Source organism: Oleiagrimonas soli (assembly GCF_000761445.1).
In the GTDB taxonomy this organism is placed as follows: Bacteria; Pseudomonadota; Gammaproteobacteria; order Xanthomonadales; family Rhodanobacteraceae; genus Oleiagrimonas; species Oleiagrimonas soli.
Genome location: NZ_KN196470.1, coordinates 1,246,124 through 1,263,973, shown reverse-complemented (window position 1 = coordinate 1,263,973; position 17,850 = coordinate 1,246,124). Strand labels below are relative to the sequence as shown.

The 17,850-nt window shown below is 67.8% G+C and carries 19 protein-coding genes; 7 read left to right on the top strand and 12 right to left on the bottom strand.

Going from position 1 to position 17,850, the window contains the following annotated elements:
* Window positions 1-14: 14 nt before the first annotated feature.
* Window positions 15-986 carry an L-histidine N(alpha)-methyltransferase gene (gene egtD, locus LF63_RS05460; protein ID WP_043100192.1) on the bottom strand — a complete coding sequence of 324 codons (972 nt, stop codon included), beginning with the start codon at window positions 984-986 and terminating at the stop codon, window positions 15-17.
* On the bottom strand, window positions 983-2,257 hold the full coding sequence (gene egtB, locus LF63_RS05455) for an ergothioneine biosynthesis protein EgtB (protein WP_052394735.1): 1,275 nt from the start codon (window positions 2,255-2,257) through the stop codon (window positions 983-985). The genes egtD and egtB overlap by 4 nt, the downstream gene beginning before the upstream one ends.
* A 152-nt stretch (window positions 2,258-2,409) precedes the next feature.
* Between egtB and LF63_RS05450 the strand changes: the two genes are divergently transcribed.
* Entirely contained in the window at window positions 2,410-2,874 is a 465-nt protein-coding gene (locus LF63_RS05450; RefSeq protein WP_043100190.1) for a GNAT family N-acetyltransferase, read from the top strand.
* Between the two features lie 72 nt (window positions 2,875-2,946).
* Here the strand turns inward: LF63_RS05450 and LF63_RS05445 are convergent, their stop codons facing one another.
* The 3 genes from LF63_RS05445 to LF63_RS05435 form a co-directional block, all read right to left on the bottom strand.
* Window positions 2,947-3,360, bottom strand: a complete 414-nt coding sequence (locus tag LF63_RS05445) for a hypothetical protein (RefSeq protein WP_043100188.1) — start codon at window positions 3,358-3,360, stop codon at window positions 2,947-2,949.
* A 72-nt stretch (window positions 3,361-3,432) separates the two neighbouring features.
* The gene (gene rlmKL, locus LF63_RS05440; RefSeq protein WP_043100186.1) at window positions 3,433-5,562 is read right to left on the bottom strand and encodes a bifunctional 23S rRNA (guanine(2069)-N(7))-methyltransferase RlmK/23S rRNA (guanine(2445)-N(2))-methyltransferase RlmL; all 2,130 of its coding nucleotides are present in this window, start codon (window positions 5,560-5,562) and stop codon (window positions 3,433-3,435) included.
* The gene (locus LF63_RS05435) at window positions 5,559-6,080 is read right to left on the bottom strand and encodes an alpha/beta hydrolase (protein ID WP_043100184.1); all 522 of its coding nucleotides are present in this window, start codon (window positions 6,078-6,080) and stop codon (window positions 5,559-5,561) included. The genes rlmKL and LF63_RS05435 overlap by 4 nt, the downstream gene beginning before the upstream one ends.
* A gap of 87 nt (window positions 6,081-6,167) precedes the next feature.
* On the opposite strand from LF63_RS05435, the gene LF63_RS05430 reads away from it, so the two are divergent.
* From LF63_RS05430 to LF63_RS05415, 4 genes are all read left to right on the top strand, one after another.
* Window positions 6,168-6,734, top strand: coding sequence for an N-acetylmuramoyl-L-alanine amidase (locus LF63_RS05430; protein WP_043103239.1), 567 nt, complete (start codon window positions 6,168-6,170; stop codon window positions 6,732-6,734).
* A gap of 51 nt (window positions 6,735-6,785) precedes the next feature.
* Window positions 6,786-7,658, top strand: coding sequence for an acyl-CoA thioesterase (locus tag LF63_RS05425; RefSeq protein WP_043100183.1), 873 nt, complete (start codon window positions 6,786-6,788; stop codon window positions 7,656-7,658).
* A 21-nt stretch (window positions 7,659-7,679) separates the two neighbouring features.
* Window positions 7,680-8,081, top strand: a complete 402-nt coding sequence (locus LF63_RS05420) for a putative signal transducing protein (protein WP_043100181.1) — start codon at window positions 7,680-7,682, stop codon at window positions 8,079-8,081.
* Window positions 8,082-8,151: 70 nt separating this feature from the next.
* Window positions 8,152-8,859: an arginyltransferase gene (locus tag LF63_RS05415; protein ID WP_043100180.1), complete on the top strand. Its 708-nt coding sequence runs from the start codon at window positions 8,152-8,154 to the stop codon at window positions 8,857-8,859.
* 9 nt (window positions 8,860-8,868) lie between these two features.
* On the opposite strand, the gene purT is transcribed toward LF63_RS05415, so the two are convergent.
* Complete coding sequence (gene purT / locus LF63_RS05410; protein WP_043100178.1) at window positions 8,869-10,050, bottom strand: formate-dependent phosphoribosylglycinamide formyltransferase; 1,182 nt, start codon at window positions 10,048-10,050, stop codon at window positions 8,869-8,871.
* Between the two features lie 58 nt (window positions 10,051-10,108).
* A complete protein-coding gene (locus tag LF63_RS05405; protein ID WP_043100176.1) occupies window positions 10,109-10,486 on the bottom strand; it encodes a DUF423 domain-containing protein in 378 nt (125 codons plus the stop codon).
* Window positions 10,487-10,538: 52 nt separating this feature from the next.
* On the opposite strand from LF63_RS05405, the gene LF63_RS05400 reads away from it, so the two are divergent.
* Together LF63_RS05400 and LF63_RS05395 are read left to right on the top strand one after the other, a co-directional pair.
* Window positions 10,539-11,165, top strand: a complete 627-nt coding sequence (locus LF63_RS05400; protein WP_043100173.1) for an SCO family protein — start codon at window positions 10,539-10,541, stop codon at window positions 11,163-11,165.
* 5 nt (window positions 11,166-11,170) lie between these two features.
* On the top strand, window positions 11,171-11,629 hold the full coding sequence (locus LF63_RS05395; RefSeq protein WP_043100171.1) for a copper chaperone PCu(A)C: 459 nt from the start codon (window positions 11,171-11,173) through the stop codon (window positions 11,627-11,629).
* Here LF63_RS05395 and LF63_RS05390 read toward each other — a convergent pair.
* The 5 genes from LF63_RS05390 to LF63_RS05370 all read right to left on the bottom strand — a co-directional run bounded on the left by LF63_RS05390 (window position 11,619) and on the right by LF63_RS05370 (window position 17,706).
* Window positions 11,619-12,464: a cytochrome c oxidase assembly protein gene (locus LF63_RS05390; protein ID WP_043100169.1), complete on the bottom strand. Its 846-nt coding sequence runs from the start codon at window positions 12,462-12,464 to the stop codon at window positions 11,619-11,621. The genes LF63_RS05395 and LF63_RS05390 overlap by 11 nt on opposite strands.
* Before the next feature lie 59 nt (window positions 12,465-12,523).
* Window positions 12,524-14,368, bottom strand: a complete 1,845-nt coding sequence (locus LF63_RS05385) for a GldG family protein (protein WP_052394734.1) — start codon at window positions 14,366-14,368, stop codon at window positions 12,524-12,526.
* 2 nt (window positions 14,369-14,370) lie between these two features.
* The gene (locus LF63_RS05380) at window positions 14,371-15,105 is read right to left on the bottom strand and encodes an ABC transporter permease subunit (RefSeq protein WP_043100168.1); all 735 of its coding nucleotides are present in this window, start codon (window positions 15,103-15,105) and stop codon (window positions 14,371-14,373) included.
* Window positions 15,102-16,037, bottom strand: coding sequence for an ABC transporter ATP-binding protein (locus LF63_RS05375; protein ID WP_043100166.1), 936 nt, complete (start codon window positions 16,035-16,037; stop codon window positions 15,102-15,104). Before LF63_RS05375 ends, LF63_RS05380 begins: the two co-directional genes overlap by 4 nt.
* A gap of 184 nt (window positions 16,038-16,221) precedes the next feature.
* Entirely contained in the window at window positions 16,222-17,706 is a 1,485-nt protein-coding gene (locus tag LF63_RS05370) for an SRPBCC family protein (RefSeq protein ID WP_043100164.1), read from the bottom strand.
* Window positions 17,707-17,850 lie beyond the last annotated feature (144 nt).

The window sequence follows — 17,850 nt, the reverse complement described above, 5'->3', positions numbered from 1 at the left end:
CGTTCGTACCGGACTCAGGCAGGCTCCAGATACTGCAGGCTGAACAGATCCTCGGGGTCGGTCCAGACCTGCGCCACACGCAGGCCAGCTTCGGCCGCCAGCCGCGCGAACGATGCGCGCGAATACTTGCAGCTGTACTCGACCAGGATCGAATCGCCGGCGTCGAAATGGAACGTGCGGTCCTCGATGTGCACGTCCTGTTCGCGCAGGCTGTCGATGTGCGTCTCGATGCGCTCGGTCTGCGGATTGAAACGCGCCCGATGCGCGAAGCCGTCGACATCGAAGTCCGCGCCCAGGGTGCGATTGATGTGCGCGAGCATGTTCAGCGTGAACGCGGCCGTGACGCCCGCCGCATCGTTGTAGGCCGCCTCGATGATCGCGGGATCCTTGAGCAGATCGACGCCGACCAGCGCCGCGCCGCCCGCCCCCATCTCCTCGCGCATCTGCCGCAACAGGCGCACGGCCGCCGACGTCTCGAAATTGCCGATGGTCGATCCCGGAAAGTAGATGACGGTGCGCCGCTGCGTGCGTTCCGGCGCGGGCAGCGTGATCGGCTGCGTGAAGTCGGCGCACACCGGCAGCATCTGGATGTCCGGAAAATCGTCGGCCAGACCTTCGACGCTGGTCATCAAGGCGCTGCGCGAAATCTCCACCGGCATGTACGCCACCGGCGCATGCAGATGCTGCAGCAGCAGGCGCGTCTTGATGCCGCTGCCGCTGCCGTACTCGACCAGCAGCGCCTCCGGACCGAGCGTGTCGGCGATCTGCGGCAGGTGCGCCTGCATCAACGCCAATTCGGCACGCGTCAGGTAGTACTCCGGCTGCTCGCAGATGCGCTCGAACAGACGCGAACCGCGCGCATCGTAGAAGTATTTCGAGGGCAGCCGCCGAGGCTGCCGCGAAAGTCCGTCCAGCACGTCGCCGAGCATGTCGTCGGCGCTGGGCTGAAGGTCGTGGAGTTGCGCGGCCAGTGCGGCAGGCGTCATGCGTCGCGTCCCAGTCGGATCCCGCTGAATTGCCAGCGGCTGGCGGGATAGAAGAAGTTCCGGTAGCTGGCCCGGATGTGGTCGGCGGGCGTCACGCAGGAACCGCCGCGCAGCACCCACTGCCCGCACATGAACTTGCCGTTGTACTCGCCCAGCGTGCCCGGCAACGGCCGGAAACCCGGATAGCTGACGTATGGACTGGACGTCCATTCCCAGACGTCGCCGAACAGCTGCAGCGGCGCATCTTCGTCGGCGTCGTCCGGCGCCGCGCACGGATGCAGCAAGCCGCGATCGCGCAGATTGCCCTGCGTCGGACCGCGCTCGGCGGCCAGCACCTCCCACTCGGCCTCGGTCGGCAGCCGCGCGCCGGACCAGCGCGCGAAGGCATCGGCCTCGAAATAGCTCACGTGCGCGACCGGCGCATGCGGATCGAGCGCGCGCAGTCCGCCCAGGGTGAAGGCGCTCTGCAGATCTTCGCTCCAGTACAGCGGTCGGTCCCAACCCTCGCGCTGCACCACGTCCCAGCCCTCGGACATCCACAGCGTCGGCGTGCGGTAGCCGCCGTCGCGAATGAAGGCGAGGTACTCGGCGTTGCTGACCGGGCGCTGCGCGATGGCGTGCGGATGCAGCAGCTCGCGATGGCGCGGACGCTCGTTGTCGTAGGCGAAGCCGGCGGCCGGCGCGCCGGTCTCGAACAGTCCCTCGCGTCCGCGCAGAAAACGCAGCGGACGCGCCCGGCCGGGTGGCGGCGCGGGCAGTTCGGCATAGGCCGGCAGCAGCGGATTGCAGGCGAACAGATGCTTGATGTCGGTCAGCAGCAATTCCTGATGCTGCTGCTCGTGATGCAGTCCGATCACGACGATGGCCGCAGTGTCGTCGTCGACGCCGGCCTGCAGTCGCGCACGCACGCGCTCGTCGACCCGCTGCCGGAAATCGACGACCTCCTGCAAGGATGGCCGCGTGATCAGTCCGCGCTGCGGCCGCGCGTGCATCGGACCGGCCGTCTGGTAGTAGGAGTTGAACAGGTAGTGCCAGTCCGCGTGCAGCGGCTCGTAGCCGTCGTCGCGGCACAGCACGAATTTCTCGAAGAACCAGGTGGTATGCGCCAGATGCCATTTGGCGGGGCTGGCGTCGGGCATCGACTGCGCCACGGTGTCTTCCGGCGACAGCGTGGCGCACAGCGCCATCGTCGCATCGCGCACCCGCGCGTAGTGCGCGTCCAGTGTCTCGACAGGCTTCATGCCCTTGGGCGATTCGGGTTGGGCGTTCATCCGATGCGCTCGCTGCGTGCATCCGGTGGATGCGCGTCCGACGACCCTACCAGAGCCGCCTGAACGGTACAAAAGACACGGCAGCGAAACGCGAACCGCGCCCACCCGCGGGCGTGTAGGCTTGGCATCGGATACCTGCACAGGAACGCATCATGTCGCCGACGCTCCGCATCCGTCAGGGCCTGCTCGACGATCTCGACACGCTGACGCCCCTGTTCGACGCCTACCGCCGCTTCTACGAGCAACCCGGCGATCTGGACCGTGCCCGCGCGTTTCTGCGCGAACGTCTGGCGTTGCGCGAATCGGTGATCTTCCTCGCCGAGCGCCTGGATGGAGACACGCCCCGCGCCATCGGTTTCACGCAGCTGTTCCCGGGGTTCTCCTCCGTCGCCGCGCGCCGCCTGTGGATTCTCAACGATCTGTTCGTGATGCCCGAGGCGCGCGCCGCCGGCGTCGGCCGCGCGCTGCTGGAACGCGCCCGCGAACATGCTCGCGTCACCGGCACGTGCCGTCTGACGCTGTCGACGGTGCGGGACAACACGCGCGCCCAGGGACTCTATGAACGCTTCGGTTTCATGCGCGATGCGGACCTGCACTACGCGCTGGCCATCGACTGAACCTGCGCGCGCGAACCCAACGAAAAAGCCCGGCGCGTGCCGGGCTTTTCGAGAACGTGGCGTGACGAGAACTCAGTTGTCGTCGTCGTAGGAATCGTCGCGACCGATGTAGCGCGTCTGGTACGGATCGCTGTACACCGTGCGGCTCTCGTAGACCCGCTCCACCGGCACGTCGCGGTAGATCACGCGAGTGCGCGAATACACGACCGGAGGGTTGTCGTAGTACACGACGCGCGGCTGCGTGGCGTTGACCACGAGACTGGTCAGCGCACCCACCACCACGGCACCGGCGACCCAGCGACCGAAGTGGTCGCGATGGTAGTAGTGATGGCCGTAGCCGCCGTGATAGCGCACGGCATGACCGTAGTAGCCGCCGCGATAGTGATAACCGCCGTGACGGCCGTGTCCGGCGAACGCGCTCGGCGCGACGACCATGGCGGCCACGGCCGCGGCGCAGGCGATGGATTTGACGAGAGTGCTGCTCATGTCGGTTCTCCGCAATCTGGCGTCGAGATTGGTCGGCTGGCGCTGAATCGAAACTGAAGGGTGCAGGAACCCTCAGGACCGCCGGGTCAGCAGCCAGCAGCCGTGAATGTCGCCGCGCCGCGCGAAATCGAACGGAATCGACGCGGCGCTCCAGTCCTGGATCGCGAAGGTGCTCGAAAGCGCCTGCTCATCCAGCTTGAAACGCCTGAAATTGTTGGAAAAAACCAGTACGCCATCGTCTTCCAGACGCGCCGCGCAGGCTTCCAGCAGCGCCACGTGATCGCGCTGCACGTCGAAATCGGCCTCGGTGCGCTTGGAGTTGGAGAAGGTCGGCGGATCGACGTAGATCAGGCCGTAGCGGCTGCGGTCCTCGCGCAGCCAGGTCATGGCGTCGGCCTGCGCCAGACGATGCGCCGCGCCGGTGAAGCCGTTCAGCGCCAGATTGCGCGAGGCCCAGTCCAGGTAGGTGGCGGAAAGGTCGACGCTGACCGTCTCGCGCGCGCCGCCGGCCGCGGCATACACCGAGGCGGTGGCCGTGTAGGCGAACAGGTTCAGGAAGCGTCGCCCCCTGGCCAGTTCGCGCAGCTTCGCGCGCACCAGGCGATGATCGAGAAACAAGCCGGTGTCGAGGTAGTCGGTCAGGTTGACCAGGAAGCGCAGACCGCCCTCGCCCACTTCGACAGTCTCGCCGCGCTGATCGAACTGACCGTACTTGGAGCCGCCCTTGCCGCGACGACGCTGCTTGACCGCGATGCGCTCGCGCGGCACCTCGAAGACTTCGGACACCACGCGCACCGCCTCACGCACCCGACCCGCGGCGACGTGTTCGGGCACGTCGGCAGGCGCGCGGTATTCCTGCAGGTGCAGCCAGTCCTCGTACACGTCGATGGCGAACGCGTATTCGGGCAAATCCTGATCGTAGGCGCGGAAGCAGGTGATGCCTTCGCGGGTCAGGCGCTTGCGCAGATGCTTGAGGTTCTTGCGCAGACGGTTGGCCAGCATCTGCGCCGATTCGGACAACGGTTTCGGCGTCGGCGCGGGCGCATCGGTCGCGCGCAGCGAGAACGTCACCAGCGTGGTTTCCAGCGCGCCGTTGTACAGCGTGTAGCGCTTGTCGGCGCGCACGCCCAGCGCGCTGCCGAGTTCGGCGTCGCCGCACAGCACCGCGGCGCGCCAGCCGGGATAGCGCTCGCGCAGCACCGCGCCCAGTTCGTGATACAGCGCCGGCAGCCGGTCGCGATCGCCCAGACGCTCGCCGTACGGCGGGTTGGTCACGATCAGGCCGCCGGCATCGCCCTCGGCCGGCGGCAGATGCGCGACGTCGTGGCGCTCGAGGCGCACGAATCCGGCCACGCCCGCCGCCTGCGCGTTGCGCACGGCGATGCGCAGCACGCGCTCGTCCTGATCGCTGCCGAAGAAACACGGACGCAGCGCGCGCAGGCCTTCGTCGGCGCGCGCCTGCGCCTCGGCCTTCAAACGCTGCCATAGCGCGTCGTTGTGTCCGCGCCAGCCGAGGAAACCGAAATAGTCGCGATGCAGACCGGGCGCGACGTCGGCCGCCATCCAGGCCGCCTCGATCAGCAGCGTGCCGGAGCCACACATCGGATCGACCAGCGCGCCGCCCTCGGCGTAGATGCGCGGCCACTGCGCGCGCAGCAGCATGGCCGCCGCCAGGTTCTCCTTCAGCGGCGCTTCGCCCTGCCCGCTGCGCCAGCCGCGGCGATGCAGCGGCGTGCCGGAAAGATCCAGCGACAGCGCCGCCTGATTGCGTTTCAGGCGCAGATGCACGCGCACGTCCGGGCGCTCGGTGTCGACCGACGGACGCGCACCGGTTTCCTCGCGGAACTGATCGACGATGGCGTCCTTGACCCGCTGCGCCGCATAGCGGTTGTGCCGCACCGTGCTGCGCGAGACCACTGCCTCGACCGCCAGCGTGCCGTTCGCGGCCAGATGCGGCGCCCAGTCCACGCCGCGCACGCCGTCGTACAGCGCCTGCTCGTCGGCGGCCTCGAACTGCACCAGCGGCCACAGCACGCGACTGGCCAGACGCGAATGCAGGCAGGCGCGGTAGGCCATCTCCAGATCGCCCTCGACGTGCACGCCGGCCAGAGCCTCGTGTGCGGACGCCGCGCCCAGCGCGAGCATTTCGTCGCGCAGCAGGTATTCCAGGCCGCGCGGACAGCTGACAAAGAAATCGCTCACGCCGAAAGGTGCTCCAGAAAGAGGCGGAACTGATGGTCGATCGTCGCCACGTGATCGGACAGACGATGGCCGTCGGCGACCAGCAGCGCCGGCATGCCGACGCGGTCGGCGAAGGCCAGCGCGGCGTCGGCCGGACACAGCTCGTCGGCGAAGCCATGGATCAGCATCGACGGCACGTCGCGCGCCATGTCGAATTGCGGCTCCGCGCCGGGCAGACCGACCGGCAGCGCCATCAGGAACAAGGCGCGGCACGGCGCCTGCAGCGACGCCAGTCCGGACACGAACGCGCCCATGCTCGAACCGACCAGGATCGGCGGCTGCGGCGCGGCGTGGATGCGCTCGACCAAGCGCGCGACGCGCGGCGCGACCGAAGCCGCCTCGCCCAGCGCGTCGCAGTCGCGGTAGTCCGGACGCTCGGTGGAATAGCCCAGCGCCTCGGCGGTGTCGGCCAGCACGCTGACCTTGGTCGCCTGCGGCCCGCTGCCGGTGCCGTGGGAGAGAATGACGTGACCGCGCATGCGCGCTCCGATGCGGTGGACGGATCGCACATTGTAGCCGCTGCGGCCGTCATGACGCGGCCGCGGCTACATGCGACACTGCCGGCCATGCCGATGCCGCCCCCGCCCATCCACGATCAGCCGCTGCCCTACGTGAGCCATCTGGACGCACGCCCGGCCAGCGCCGTCGACCTGGTGGTGATCCACTGCACCGAACTGCCCGACCTCGCCACCGCGCGGCGCTATGGCGAAAAGGTGCTGTACGCCTCCGGCACCGGCAACAGCGGCCACTTCTACATCGACCGCGACGGCCGCGTGTATCGCTACGTGCCGGGCACCCGGGTCGCCAACCACACGCGCGGCTACAACGAGCGCGCCATCGGCATCGAACTGGTCAACGTCGGCCGCTACCCGGACTGGCTGGACAGCCGCCACCAGACCATGACCCAGCCCTACACCGCCGCGCAGATCGCCAGTCTGCGCGCCTTGCTGGGCCAGTTGCGCAAGGACTACCCGAACCTGCACTGGATCGCCGGTCACGAGGACCTGGACACCACGATGGTGCCGGCCAGCGACGACCCGTCCATCGAAGTGCATCGCAAGCGCGATCCCGGCCCGCAGTTCCCCTGGCCGCGCGTGCTCGAAGGCCTGCCGCTGCAACGTCTGCACCCCTGAGCGAAGCCGCGTCCCGTTATACTTCGGGGCATTCCCGCACCCGGATGTCCCATGAGCAACAAGCACGTCGCCGAGCTGGTCGAGCTGCTGCGGCTGGAGCGCCTTGAAGACAACCTGTTCCGCGGCCAGAGCCGCGACATCGGCACGCGCTTCGTGTTCGGCGGCCAGGTGCTCGGACAGGCGCTGTCGGCCGCGCAGCAGACCGTCGAACCGGACCGCCAGGCACATTCCCTGCACGCCTACTTCCTGCGCGCCGGCGACATCGAGGCGCCGATCGTGTATTCGGTCGAACGCGCCCGCGACGGCCACAGCTTCTCCTCGCGCCGCGTGGTCGCCATCCAGCACGGCAAGCCGATCCTCAACTGCGCGGTGTCGTTCCAGATCGCCGAGGACGGCTTCGAGCACCAGACCTCGATGCCGGAGGTGCCCGCGCCGGAAGACATCATCCCGCAGGACCCGCTGCCGCCGGAGGAATTCGCCAAACTGCCGGTGAAGTTGCAGCGATGGCTGGGCGCGGACCGTCCGTTCGAGTTCCGCCAGGTCTGGCCGCGCGACGAGATACACCCGGCCAAGCGTCCGCCCTACCAGCACATCTGGTTCCGCCTGACCGCACCGGTGCCGGACACCACGGCCGACCAGCAGCGCGCGCTGCTGGCCTACGCCTCGGATTTCCACCTGATCGGCACCACCACGCTGCCGCACGGCATTTCCTACATCAGCCACAACGTGCAGATGGCCAGCCTCGACCACGCGATGTGGTTCCACCGCCCGTTCCGTGTCGACGAGTGGCTGCTGTACTCGTTCGACAGCCCCACCGCGCAGGGCGCGCGCGGCCTGGCGCGCGGCATGATCTTCAGCCGCGACGGCAAGCTGGTGGCCTCGACCGCGCAGGAAGGCCTGGTGCGCCTGCGCGACGACGACTGAGCCACGGAGTATCCTTGTCCCATGCGTGAGATCTATACCTCCCCCCGAGAAGAAAACATCAACCGCGTGGTCGCCATGCTCGCCGAGCACGGCATCGAGACCAAGATCAACAACCGCGCGTCCTACCAGCGTTCCAGCTACGCCCGCTTCAGCTACACGCGACCGGGCGATACCCAGCAATGGCCGCAGGTGGAGGTGCGTTTCGCCGACGATCTGCCCAAGGCCCGCGCGCTGCTGCGCGAAGCGGGCCTGGAACCGCTGACGCGCCACGCCGACGTGCTGGCCGCCTCGCGCGCCAGCAACAGCGCCGAACGCGCCATCCTCCGCCGCAAGTCCGCCGTGCGCCGCGCGCGCACCATCGCCTTCGCCGCCATCGTCGCCGTGATCGCGCTGATGGTGCTGCGCATGACGTTCTCGCACTGATCCCCACAGCACTGGACGCGGCCCGCGGCGGTCGTCGTAGACTGTTGGCGAACTCCGCCGGACCGATCCGATGCGCTCCGAACGCATTCGCCTGTTCCTGACCCTGCCCCACGCCTGCGGCTATTACAGCGACCGCGCGGCGCAGAACCTGGTGCTCGATCCGGCCGCGCCGAACCTGGATCGCCTGTATCCCGGCGCGCTCGCGCAGGGCTTCCGCCGCGCCGGCGGGCATCTGTACCGCCCACGCTGCGCGCGCTGCCAAGCCTGCGTGCCGTGCCGCGTGCCGGTGCAGACCTTCACGCCCGACCGCAGCCAGCGCCGCTGCGCCAGGCGCAACGCCGATCTCACCCTGCATCCGACCGAGCCGGTCTACACCGAAGAACGCTTCGCGCTGTACAAGCGTTACCTGCGCAGCCGTCATCCCGGCGGCGGCATGGACGAAGCCGAACCGGAGGATTTCCGACACTTCCTCAGCGCGCCGTGGAGTCCCACGCTGTTTCTGGAGATGCGCAAGGACGGCAAGCTGCTCGGCGTCGCCGTCACCGACGTCTGCGTCAGCGGCCTGTCGGCGGTCTACACCTTCTTCGACCCAGACGCCTCGGCGCGCAGCCTGGGCACCTTCGGCATTCTCAGCCAGATCGAACTGGCCCGGGAACGCGGCCTGGAATACCTGTATCTGGGCTACTGGATCGAAGGCCACCCGAAGATGGACTACAAGCGGCGCTTCCGCCCGCTGGAAGTCCTGCGCGAAGACCAGTGGGTGCCGCTGGACGAGTGATCCCCGCGATCAGAACGTAACCCGGATGCACGCCGCCGCCGTGCGCGCCTTGGCGCGCGCGTCCTCGATATCCTCGCCGCGCGCCAGCGTCACCGCCATGCGCCGGCGACCGGACACCTCCGGCTTGCCGAACACGCGCAGCGCGGTGTCGGGGGCGGCCAGCGCCTCGTCGAGACCGTGGTAGACCGGATGCCGGCCCTCGCCCTCGACCAGCACCGCGCAGGACGCCGATGGACCGAAGCTGCGGATCGCGGGAATCGGCAGGCCGAGGATCGCTCGCGCATGCAGTGCGAACTCGGACAGATCCTGCGAGATCAGCGTGACCAGCCCGGTGTCGTGCGGCCGCGGGCTGACCTCGGAGAAAATCACCGTGTCGCCGCGTACGAAGCATTCGACGCCGAACAGACCGACGCCGCCGAGCGCCTCGGTCATGGTGCCGGCGATGCGCTCGGCCCCGACGCGCGCGGCCTCGCTCATCGGCTGCGGCTGCCACGATTCGCGGTAGTCGCCGTCTTCCTGCACATGGCCGATCGGCGCGCAGAAGGACGTGCCGTCGCGATGACGCACGGTCAGCAGCGTGATCTCGTAGTCGAAGGCGACGAAGCCCTCGACGATCACCCGTCCCTGCCCGGCGCGTCCGCCAGACTGCGCGTAGTCCCAGGCCGGACCGATGTCCTCGCGCGTGCGCAGCACGCTCTGACCCTTGCCCGACGAACTCATCACTGGCTTGACCACGCACGGCAGGCCAATCGCCTCGATGGCCTGCTCGTATTCCTCGCGCGTGCCGCAGAAGCGGTACGGCGACGTCGGCAGGCCCAGCTCCTCGGCCGCCAGCCGGCGGATGCCCTCGCGGTCCATGGTCAGCCGCGCGGCGCGCGCGGTGGGAATCACGTGCAGGCCCTCGCGCTCCATCGCTTCCAGCGTCGGGGTGTGGATGGCCTCGATCTCGGGCACCACCAGGTCCGGCTTCTCCAGCTCGATCAGGCGGCGCAGCGCTTCGCCGTCGAGCATGTCGATGACGTGGCTGCGGTGCGCGACCTGCATGGCCGGTGCGTGGGCGTAGCGATCCACGGCGATCACCTCGACCGCGAACCGCTGCAGTTCGATCGCCACTTCCTTGCCGAGTTCGCCCGAACCCAGCAACAGCACGCGCGTGGCGCGTTCGCTCAAGGGGGTGCCCAGTGCTTTCATGATGCCTCCACAGACGATCGCCGCATTGTAGCCGGCTACACGAATGCGGCGCGCCTCGTCAGCGACGCGCGCGCATCGACCAGCCCAGCGCCAGCCAGCCGACCACGAAGGCGATGCCGCCGAACGGCGTGACGATGCCAACCCAGCGCGGCGCACCGAGCGCCAGCGCATAGAGGCTGCCGCTGAACAGCACGATGCCCAGCGCGAAGGCGATCCGCGCCGTCTTCGACGCCCGCCCGCGGTGCGCCAGCCCCACCGTCAGCGCGAGCGCCAGCACGTGCCAGAACTGGTACTGCACGGCGGTTTCCCAGATCTGCATGTGCTGCGCGTCCAGCGTGGCGCGCAGGCCGTGCGCACCGAACGCGCCCAGCAGCACCGCGCTGGCGCCGGCGACGGCCACCAGCCAGCCGCCCAGGAAAGGGACAGAATGTCGCACGCGTCGGCTCCCGAAACGAAAACCCGGCCATCTTGGCGTATCCTGACCGGCCATGAACAGCCCTCGACTTCCTGTCCGCCGCACGGGCCTGCTGATCGGCCTGATCGCGACCCTGATCGCCGCGGCCCTCCTGGCCGGTTGCCACAGCGCACCGAAGCTGAAATTCCGCCTCACCGACGTCACCGGCCACCTGCCCGACCTGCAGTTCCAGCTGACCGACGACAACGGTAAGACCGTCACCGCCAAGGACTACCTCGGCAAGGTCACGATGCTGTACTTCGGCTACACGCACTGCCCCGACGTATGCCCGCTGACGCTGACCCGCGTGCACGTGGTGATGCAGCGTCTGGGCAAGCAGGCCGACGACGCGCGCTTCCTGTTCGTCACGGTCGATCCCGCGCGCGACACGGTGCCGGTGCTGCATCAGTACGTGAACGCATTCGACGCGCATGCCGTCGGCCTCACCGGCACCCGCGCGCAGATTCGCGCGCTGGCCAAGCGTTACCGCGCCGCGTTCGACCGTGGCAAGGAAGCCAAGAACGGCGGCTACGAGGTCAACCACAGCTCGGCGATCTACGTCTTCGACCGCCAGGGCCGCGCCCGCGTACTGGCCACGCCGGCCACCAGCAACGACGACCTGGTGCACGACCTGCACCTGCTGCTCAACACCGGAGACTGATCGATATGCGCATCTGCAAGACGCTCGCCCTCGCGTTGGCGTTCGCACTCGGACTGCCCGCGCTGGCCCAGGCCAAGGACAGCGACGCCGTGCATGTCCGCGCGGCCTGGATTCGCGTCCTGCCGGGCGCGCTGCCCAACGCCGGTTACGCCGTGCTGCACAACGACGGCGACCGCGCGGTGAAGCTGGTCGGTGCCAGCAGCCCGGCCTACTCCACCGTCATGCTGCATCAGAGCAGCGAGTCCGGCGGCGTCTCGCGCATGCGCATGGTGCCAAGCCTCACCATCCCGGCGCATGGCAAGGTCGAATTCGCGCCCGGCGGCTACCACCTGATGCTGATGCAGGCCGTGCATCCGGTGAAGCCCGGCACACAGGTGGCCTTGCAGCTGCGCTTCGCCGACGGCAGCACGCTGCACGCCGACTTCCTGGCGCGTCCGGCCAACGCCACCGGCGTCAGCGACTGACGCGACCGCGCACGCGGCGCTTCGGCAAACGGCCGCGCGCCGACAACGACATCCAGTTGCGCAACGCGATCAACGCCGCGATCACGCTCATCATCGCGCTGGGAATCCACAGCACCAGACCGCCGATCAGCTGCGAAGTCATGGTGCTGATGGACGGAAAGGCGCGGCCGCAGATGTCGTAGATCGGATACAGATCGTGACGCGCGAAGGTGACCATCGCGCCGATCAAAATCTGCGGCACCGCCACCGCCAGCGCGATCAGCACGCGCACGCCCGGCGCCAGTCGCGCCGGCGGACTCGGCCGGCGATCCAGCACCAGCCACCAGAACATCAGGCCGTCGACGGTCACGCTCCAGTTCATCACCCGGTACCAGCGCCAGTCGAGCATCGCCACGAAGTGGATCGACGGCCACAGCCACAGGTAGATGACGCCGAAGAACAGCACCGACGCCACCCATGGATTCAACAGCACGTCGAACAGCACGTGCCATGCCGTGCTGGCCTGCATGCGCGCCAGGCCCCGGCTGCGCCAGCGCAGCGGCAGACCGGCGCGCAGCACCGGCCCGGGCGCGGACAGCGCGATCAGGAACGGCCCCAGGTGATGCAGGGCCAGATGCTGGATGCGGTGGATGAAGAATTCGCGTTCGGCGTAGTAATCCACGTAGGTGTGCAGCGCCACATAGATCAGTCCCAGACCGATCCAGAACGCCAACTGCCGCGCGAAACCCGGCGCACGCCGCCGCGCGCCGCGCACGTACAGCAGCGCGGCGATCGCGCAGCAGACGACCACCGTCGGCGAGAATTCCCAGGGTTCCAACCAGTGCAGCACGCTCATCCGATCCATTACACCAGAGTCGTCACCGGATCGGCACCGCGCAGACCGCGCGTGCGCCCTTATGTCGCATTGCGCTTGCCGCTGCGGCGCTGACGCAGCAGACCGTAGAGCAGGCCGAACAGCATCACCAGCAGCGGCATCAGCAGGATGTTGACCGCCTTCACGCGCATGCCCAGGGCGTCGATCTCCGCGTCCAGCTGATGCTGCACGTCGCGCAGCTGACGCCGGATCGACAGCTTGCGCTTGAGCGCTTTCTCCAACTGCACCTTGACCTTCTGGTCGGGCTGCGCGGCGTTCTTGTCCGGCTGCAACTTGGCCAGCTCCTGCTCGGTGGCGGCCAGCTCGTTCTCCAGCGCTTTCTCGCGGTTGTGGAACTTCACGTCGGCCGCGCGACGCAAGCCCTGCACGCGCGTGAACGGTCGCTGCGAGATGGCCCGGCCGCGGATCGACAGCAGCGCCGACGAACCGCCGAGGTTGTCGAGGATGTTGGCGACGAAGTCGCCGTTGCTGGCGAAGGCGCTCAGCAGCTGCTCGCCGAGGAACGGCGTGCGCCGCACCCACAGGCGGTCGGACAGCAGATCGGTGTCGGCCACCAGGATCACCTGTCCCGGCTTGGCCATGCGATCCAGATGCCCCGGTCCCTTGCGCTGCGGAAAGGCGCTTTGGAACTGTCCGCGCAGGCGCGCCGCGATGACGTAATGCTCGCCGGTCGGCCGGTAATCCTGATACAGCTCGGTCGGATCGGCGGTGTCGCGCACGCGATCGGCGGACACCGGCATGGCCTCGCCGCTGCTCTGCACCAGCGGGAACAGGCGCGAATCGGTGTTGCGCGCCAGCTCGAAATAACCGCTGCTCGACACGTCGATGTTCTGCAGGCTGGCGGTGATCACGTCGCGATGGTTGAGGTCGCGCGAACCGAGTCCGAGCACCGCGAAATCACGCACCGGGGCCGAGTTGTCACCCAGGGAAATGGTCAGCGCGCGGGCACGGTCCAGCACCACGCGGTCGGGATCGTAGACCACGCCCCAGGCGCGGAACAGGCGCGGCAGGTTGGAGCTGCTGCCGGCCGCCGTGCCGGCCAGCGAGCCGACCGGAAGCGCATCCATCTCCGCATCGGGATCGACGAACACCGCCAGATGGCCGCCATGCATCACGTACTGGTCGATGGCGTACAGCTCGTCGTCGCTCAGGTCCTTCGGGTGCACGATCATCAACACGCTGAGCTTGTCGTTGATCTGCGACGGGTCGTTCGCGTCCAGCATGTGCACGTCGAACAACTGGTGCAGCTGCCGCATCACCGCCCACGGCTGCGTGCCGCTGATCGCGCTGCCGTCGATGGGCAAGGTGCTGAGAATGCCGATGCGCGGCTTGTTCGGCACGTCCAGCTCGTAGACCAGACGGGTGATGTTGTATTCCAGGAACGCTTCCTGGTTCGGATCGAAGAACGGGATCGACAGCTCGACCCCGCTGGCCGTGCGCCCCGCCAGTCCGAAGAACACGCGTTCGCCGTTGCTGCCGCCGGGCATCGCCGTCAGCCCCGCGCCAAGCGCGCGGTCCTCGTCGTCCGAGTACGGCACCGGGTCCACCACCGACAAGTGCACGCGCCCGTGCGAGCGCATGACCATCTCCTGCAGCAGTTCGCGCACCCGTTGCTCGTAGCTGCGCAGCTGCGGCAGGTCGCGGGTGGCGTGACGCGAGAAATACAGCGTCAGGCGCACCGGCCGGTGCAGACCGTCGAGAATCTGCTGGGTACCCGGCGACAGGCTGTACAGATGATCGGAGGTCAGATCCACCCGCACACCACGCATCCACAAGGTGCTGGAGAACACGATCGCGATGAACAGCGCCGCCAGCGCAACCAGCCCCAGGCGCAGAAGGAACGAGCGGCGAACCAGCGTACGCATGCTCAATCCCCTCGCTTCAACTGCAGCACCAGCACACCCGCCCACAACCAGATCACGATCGAGGCCATGAAGTAGACCAGGTCCTGCACGTCGAGCACGCCGCGCGCGATGGCGCGAAAATGGGCCAGGATGCTGAATTCCGACACCATGGCAATGAGGTTGGTCGGTACGCCGCCGGCCAGCATGTCCTGAATCGCCGGCAGGCCGACAAGCACCAGGATGAAGCACACCGCCGCCGTGAGAATGAACGCCACCACCTGACTGCGCGTCAGCGCCGATATGCAGCAGCCCACGGCGATGAAACTGCCCGCCATCAGCCAACTGCCGAGATAACCGGCGAGAATCACGCCGTTGTCCGGATTGCCCAGGTAGTTCACCGTGAGCCACATCGGGAAGCTGAGCGCCAGCGCCAGCGCGACGAACGCCCAGGCGGCGAGGAACTTGCCCAGCATCGCCTGCGTCACGCTGATCGGCAGCGTCAGCAGCAGCTCCAGCGTGCCGCTCTTGCGCTCCTCGGCCCACAGCCGCATGGTCAGCGCCGGCGCGAACACCAGATACAGCCAGGGATGGAAATCGAAGAACGGCTGCAGATCGGCCAGGCCGCGCTCGTAGAAGTCGCCGACGTAGAACGTCAGCACGCCGGCCATGAACAGGAAGATGACCAGAAAGACGTAGGCCAGCGGCGTCACGAAGTAGCTGCGCAGTTCGCGGCGCATGATCGCCAGGATCGCACTCATGGCTCGCTCCCGGCCGCGCGGACCGTCATGCTGCGGAAGACCTCCTCCAGTCGCCCGCGTTCGAGCTGGATCTCGTTGACCTTCAGGCCCTGCGCCCGCAACAGCTCCTGCACCGGCTCAAGCAACTGCTTGCCCGGTTCGGGCAGCACCGTGACGCGGCCGTCGAGCGGATCGACCTCGACCGCCGCCACACCGGGCATGCGTTCGAGCATGGCCTTGGCCACGCCCGCGCCGGCGGCACTGAACGAGACCGCGCCGTGGTAGCGCGAACGCAGTTCCAGTTCGGCCGGGGTAGCGTCGGCCAGCAAGCGTCCGCGCGCCACGATCAGTACGCGGTTGCACAGCGCGTGCACTTCTTCGAGCAGGTGCGTGGAGATCAGAATCGTGCGCTTGCGCGCCATGGCGTCGATCAGCGCGCGCACCTCGCGCTTCTGGTTCGGATCCAGTCCGTCCGTCGGCTCGTCCAGCATCAGCACATCCGGCTCGTGCAGGATCGCGCGCGCCAGACCGACGCGGCGGCGAAAGCCCTTGGAGAGCGTGTCGATGGTCGTGTGCAGCACGTCGTGGAGGTCCAGGTGCTCGACCGCCGCGTCGAGGTGCCGACGCAATTCGCCACCGCGCAGTCCGCGCACACGACCGACGAAGCCAAGGAACTCGTACACGGTCAGTTCGCCGTAGCTGGGGGCGCCCTCGGGCAGGTAGCCCAGCACGCGCTTGGCCGCCAGCGGCGACTTGCGCACGTCATGGCCGCACACGCGTGCCGTGCCCGCCGATGGCGCGATGAAACCGCTGATCATGCGCATGACGGTGGACTTGCCGGCTCCGTTCGGCCCCAGCAGCCCGACCACCTCGCCGGGTTCGGCGCGGAAGCTCAGGTCGTCGACCGCGGTCAGGCGGCCGTAGCGACGCGTCAGGTGTTCGGCTTCGATCATCGGGCAGCGTTCTTCATGCGGGGCGCATGCACCCGGGCAATGTACCGTATGCCGCGCGAGGAACAAACGGCGGAATCAGACATGAGCCCGCGACGCGCCCTCACATCGCATCCGCATGCATGCCCATAAAAAAACGGACCCTCCCGACGGGAGAGTCCGTTTTTCGTGGCTTCGACCGAACGCCTCAGTTGGCGCTTTCGGCATCCGCAGGCGCATCGCTGCTGGCTGCGGCGGCCGCGCTGCTGGCGCTGGCCGGCGCACTGCTGGCATCAGCCGGCGCGCTGCTGGCGGACTGCGGCTGGTCGGTCAGACCGGCTTCCTGCTCCGGCGTCTCCTTCGGCGCATCGGTCACCGGCAGGAAGACGTCGAACGTCTGCTCGTCGTACAGAACCTCGCTGCCGTCCGGCTTCTTCGACTCGTACGCCACCATCTGCTTGTCGTAGAAACGATGCATCACGGTATCGGTGGCGTAGCCGTGCGTGGCCGCATAGGCTTCAAGCTTCAGGCGGGTCGGCGGAATGCCGGCCGGATTGCCGGTCCAGCTCGCCTCGAGGGCGCGACCGCCAAAGGCCAGCATGCCGCGGACATTCTTGTCGACGATCAGGTGACCGTACTTGTCACGGCTGCCCGGCTTGGGACCGGTGTCCTCGTCGGCCTTGTCGCCCTTGCCCTTCTTGCCGTCGGCCTTGGCCATCTTGTCGGCGCTGGCCGCAGCGGCAGGCTCGGCGGCGGAAGCACTCATCGCGGCGCTGGCGTCGGCGGCCGGCGCGCTGGAGGCGCTGTTCGGATTCTCCAGCGTCGGCACGACCGGGGCGGTCAGCGCGTAGTCCTGACCGTCGATCTTCAGCGTGCTGGTGTCGATCGGCACCGCGACGTCGAACTTGTAGCTCTGGTCGCCGTAGTTGGTCGTGAAGATGATGCGCGGACCGGCCTGCTTGACGCCCAGCTTCTTCATGGCGTCCTGGATCTGCGTCATCGCGGTGGCCGTCGCGGCATCGACTTCGGTGAGGTTGCGCTTGGCTTCCGTCGACACGTACAGCACCGGCTGTTCCGGCGTATCCACCAGCTTCGGATTCAGGTCGTCGTACATGATGTTCGGCACGCCGGCCAGCATGTCCTGCACGTTGCCGAGGCTGTACTGCACCATCGAATCCGGGGTGCCGTGGATGTACAGGTTCGAATAGCGGTCCAGCAGGTTCCAGCCGTAGTCGACGTCATAGCTCCAGGTCACCTTGACCAGGCGCTTGCCGCGACCGGCGCGTTCCATGTCGATGGTGAAACGCTTGTTGTGGCCCGGCCAGTCGTTCTGCACCTTCCAGACGATGGTGGCGCTGCCCTGGTCGGCCACGTCGGCAAAGCCGGGGTCGGCGGAGACGATCTCCAGACGACCGTTGCCGACCTTGGGCACGTTGCTGGTCCAGCTGATGGCCGCGCCCGGACCGTAGGCCTTGCCTTCGAGCGAGTAGGTCAGGCTCGGGTCATAGGCGCGCAGCACCGCGTAGTCCTTGAACCGGCGGAAATTGTTGAAGACATCGTATACGTCACGAATGTCCTTGCTGACCATGGTCGTGCGCTGCACATGGCCGGTACTGGGCATGAGAACGCCCACCACCACGGCGAGAACGGCCACGATGATCAGGGCGGTGATGAATTCTAAAACACGCGTCATTCGACAAGTCTCCGAACGTGATACCGGTGCGCGCCTTCCCGGCCCTGGCCGGTCGAAGGCACATCCAACTATAGCGGCGCGCCGTTCCCAAGGTGCGACACCGAAGTCACCGATGGTACTGGTTCACGCTGCGCCGGGCTAGGG

Coding starts and splice junctions, on each gene's coding strand:
- LF63_RS05435 (WP_043100184.1), bottom strand. CDS start 6,080: ATGCGCGGTCACGTCATTCTCTCCCACGGCACCGGCAGCGGGCCGCAG.
- LF63_RS05375 (WP_043100166.1), bottom strand. CDS start 16,037: ATGATCGAAGCCGAACACCTGACGCGTCGCTACGGCCGCCTGACCGCG.
- LF63_RS05450 (WP_043100190.1), top strand. CDS start 2,410: ATGTCGCCGACGCTCCGCATCCGTCAGGGCCTGCTCGACGATCTCGAC.
- purT (WP_043100178.1), bottom strand. CDS start 10,050: ATGAAAGCACTGGGCACCCCCTTGAGCGAACGCGCCACGCGCGTGCTG.
- LF63_RS05395 (WP_043100171.1), top strand. CDS start 11,171: ATGCGCATCTGCAAGACGCTCGCCCTCGCGTTGGCGTTCGCACTCGGA.
- LF63_RS05415 (WP_043100180.1), top strand. CDS start 8,152: ATGCGCTCCGAACGCATTCGCCTGTTCCTGACCCTGCCCCACGCCTGC.
- egtD (WP_043100192.1), bottom strand. CDS start 986: ATGACGCCTGCCGCACTGGCCGCGCAACTCCACGACCTTCAGCCCAGC.
- LF63_RS05390 (WP_043100169.1), bottom strand. CDS start 12,464: ATGAGCGTGCTGCACTGGTTGGAACCCTGGGAATTCTCGCCGACGGTG.
- LF63_RS05445 (WP_043100188.1), bottom strand. CDS start 3,360: ATGAGCAGCACTCTCGTCAAATCCATCGCCTGCGCCGCGGCCGTGGCC.
- LF63_RS05400 (WP_043100173.1), top strand. CDS start 10,539: ATGAACAGCCCTCGACTTCCTGTCCGCCGCACGGGCCTGCTGATCGGC.
- LF63_RS05425 (WP_043100183.1), top strand. CDS start 6,786: ATGAGCAACAAGCACGTCGCCGAGCTGGTCGAGCTGCTGCGGCTGGAG.
- egtB (WP_052394735.1), bottom strand. CDS start 2,257: ATGAACGCCCAACCCGAATCGCCCAAGGGCATGAAGCCTGTCGAGACA.
- LF63_RS05380 (WP_043100168.1), bottom strand. CDS start 15,105: ATGAGTGCGATCCTGGCGATCATGCGCCGCGAACTGCGCAGCTACTTC.
- LF63_RS05385 (WP_052394734.1), bottom strand. CDS start 14,368: ATGCGTACGCTGGTTCGCCGCTCGTTCCTTCTGCGCCTGGGGCTGGTT.
- LF63_RS05430 (WP_043103239.1), top strand. CDS start 6,168: ATGCCGATGCCGCCCCCGCCCATCCACGATCAGCCGCTGCCCTACGTG.
- LF63_RS05420 (WP_043100181.1), top strand. CDS start 7,680: ATGCGTGAGATCTATACCTCCCCCCGAGAAGAAAACATCAACCGCGTG.
- LF63_RS05370 (WP_043100164.1), bottom strand. CDS start 17,706: ATGACGCGTGTTTTAGAATTCATCACCGCCCTGATCATCGTGGCCGTT.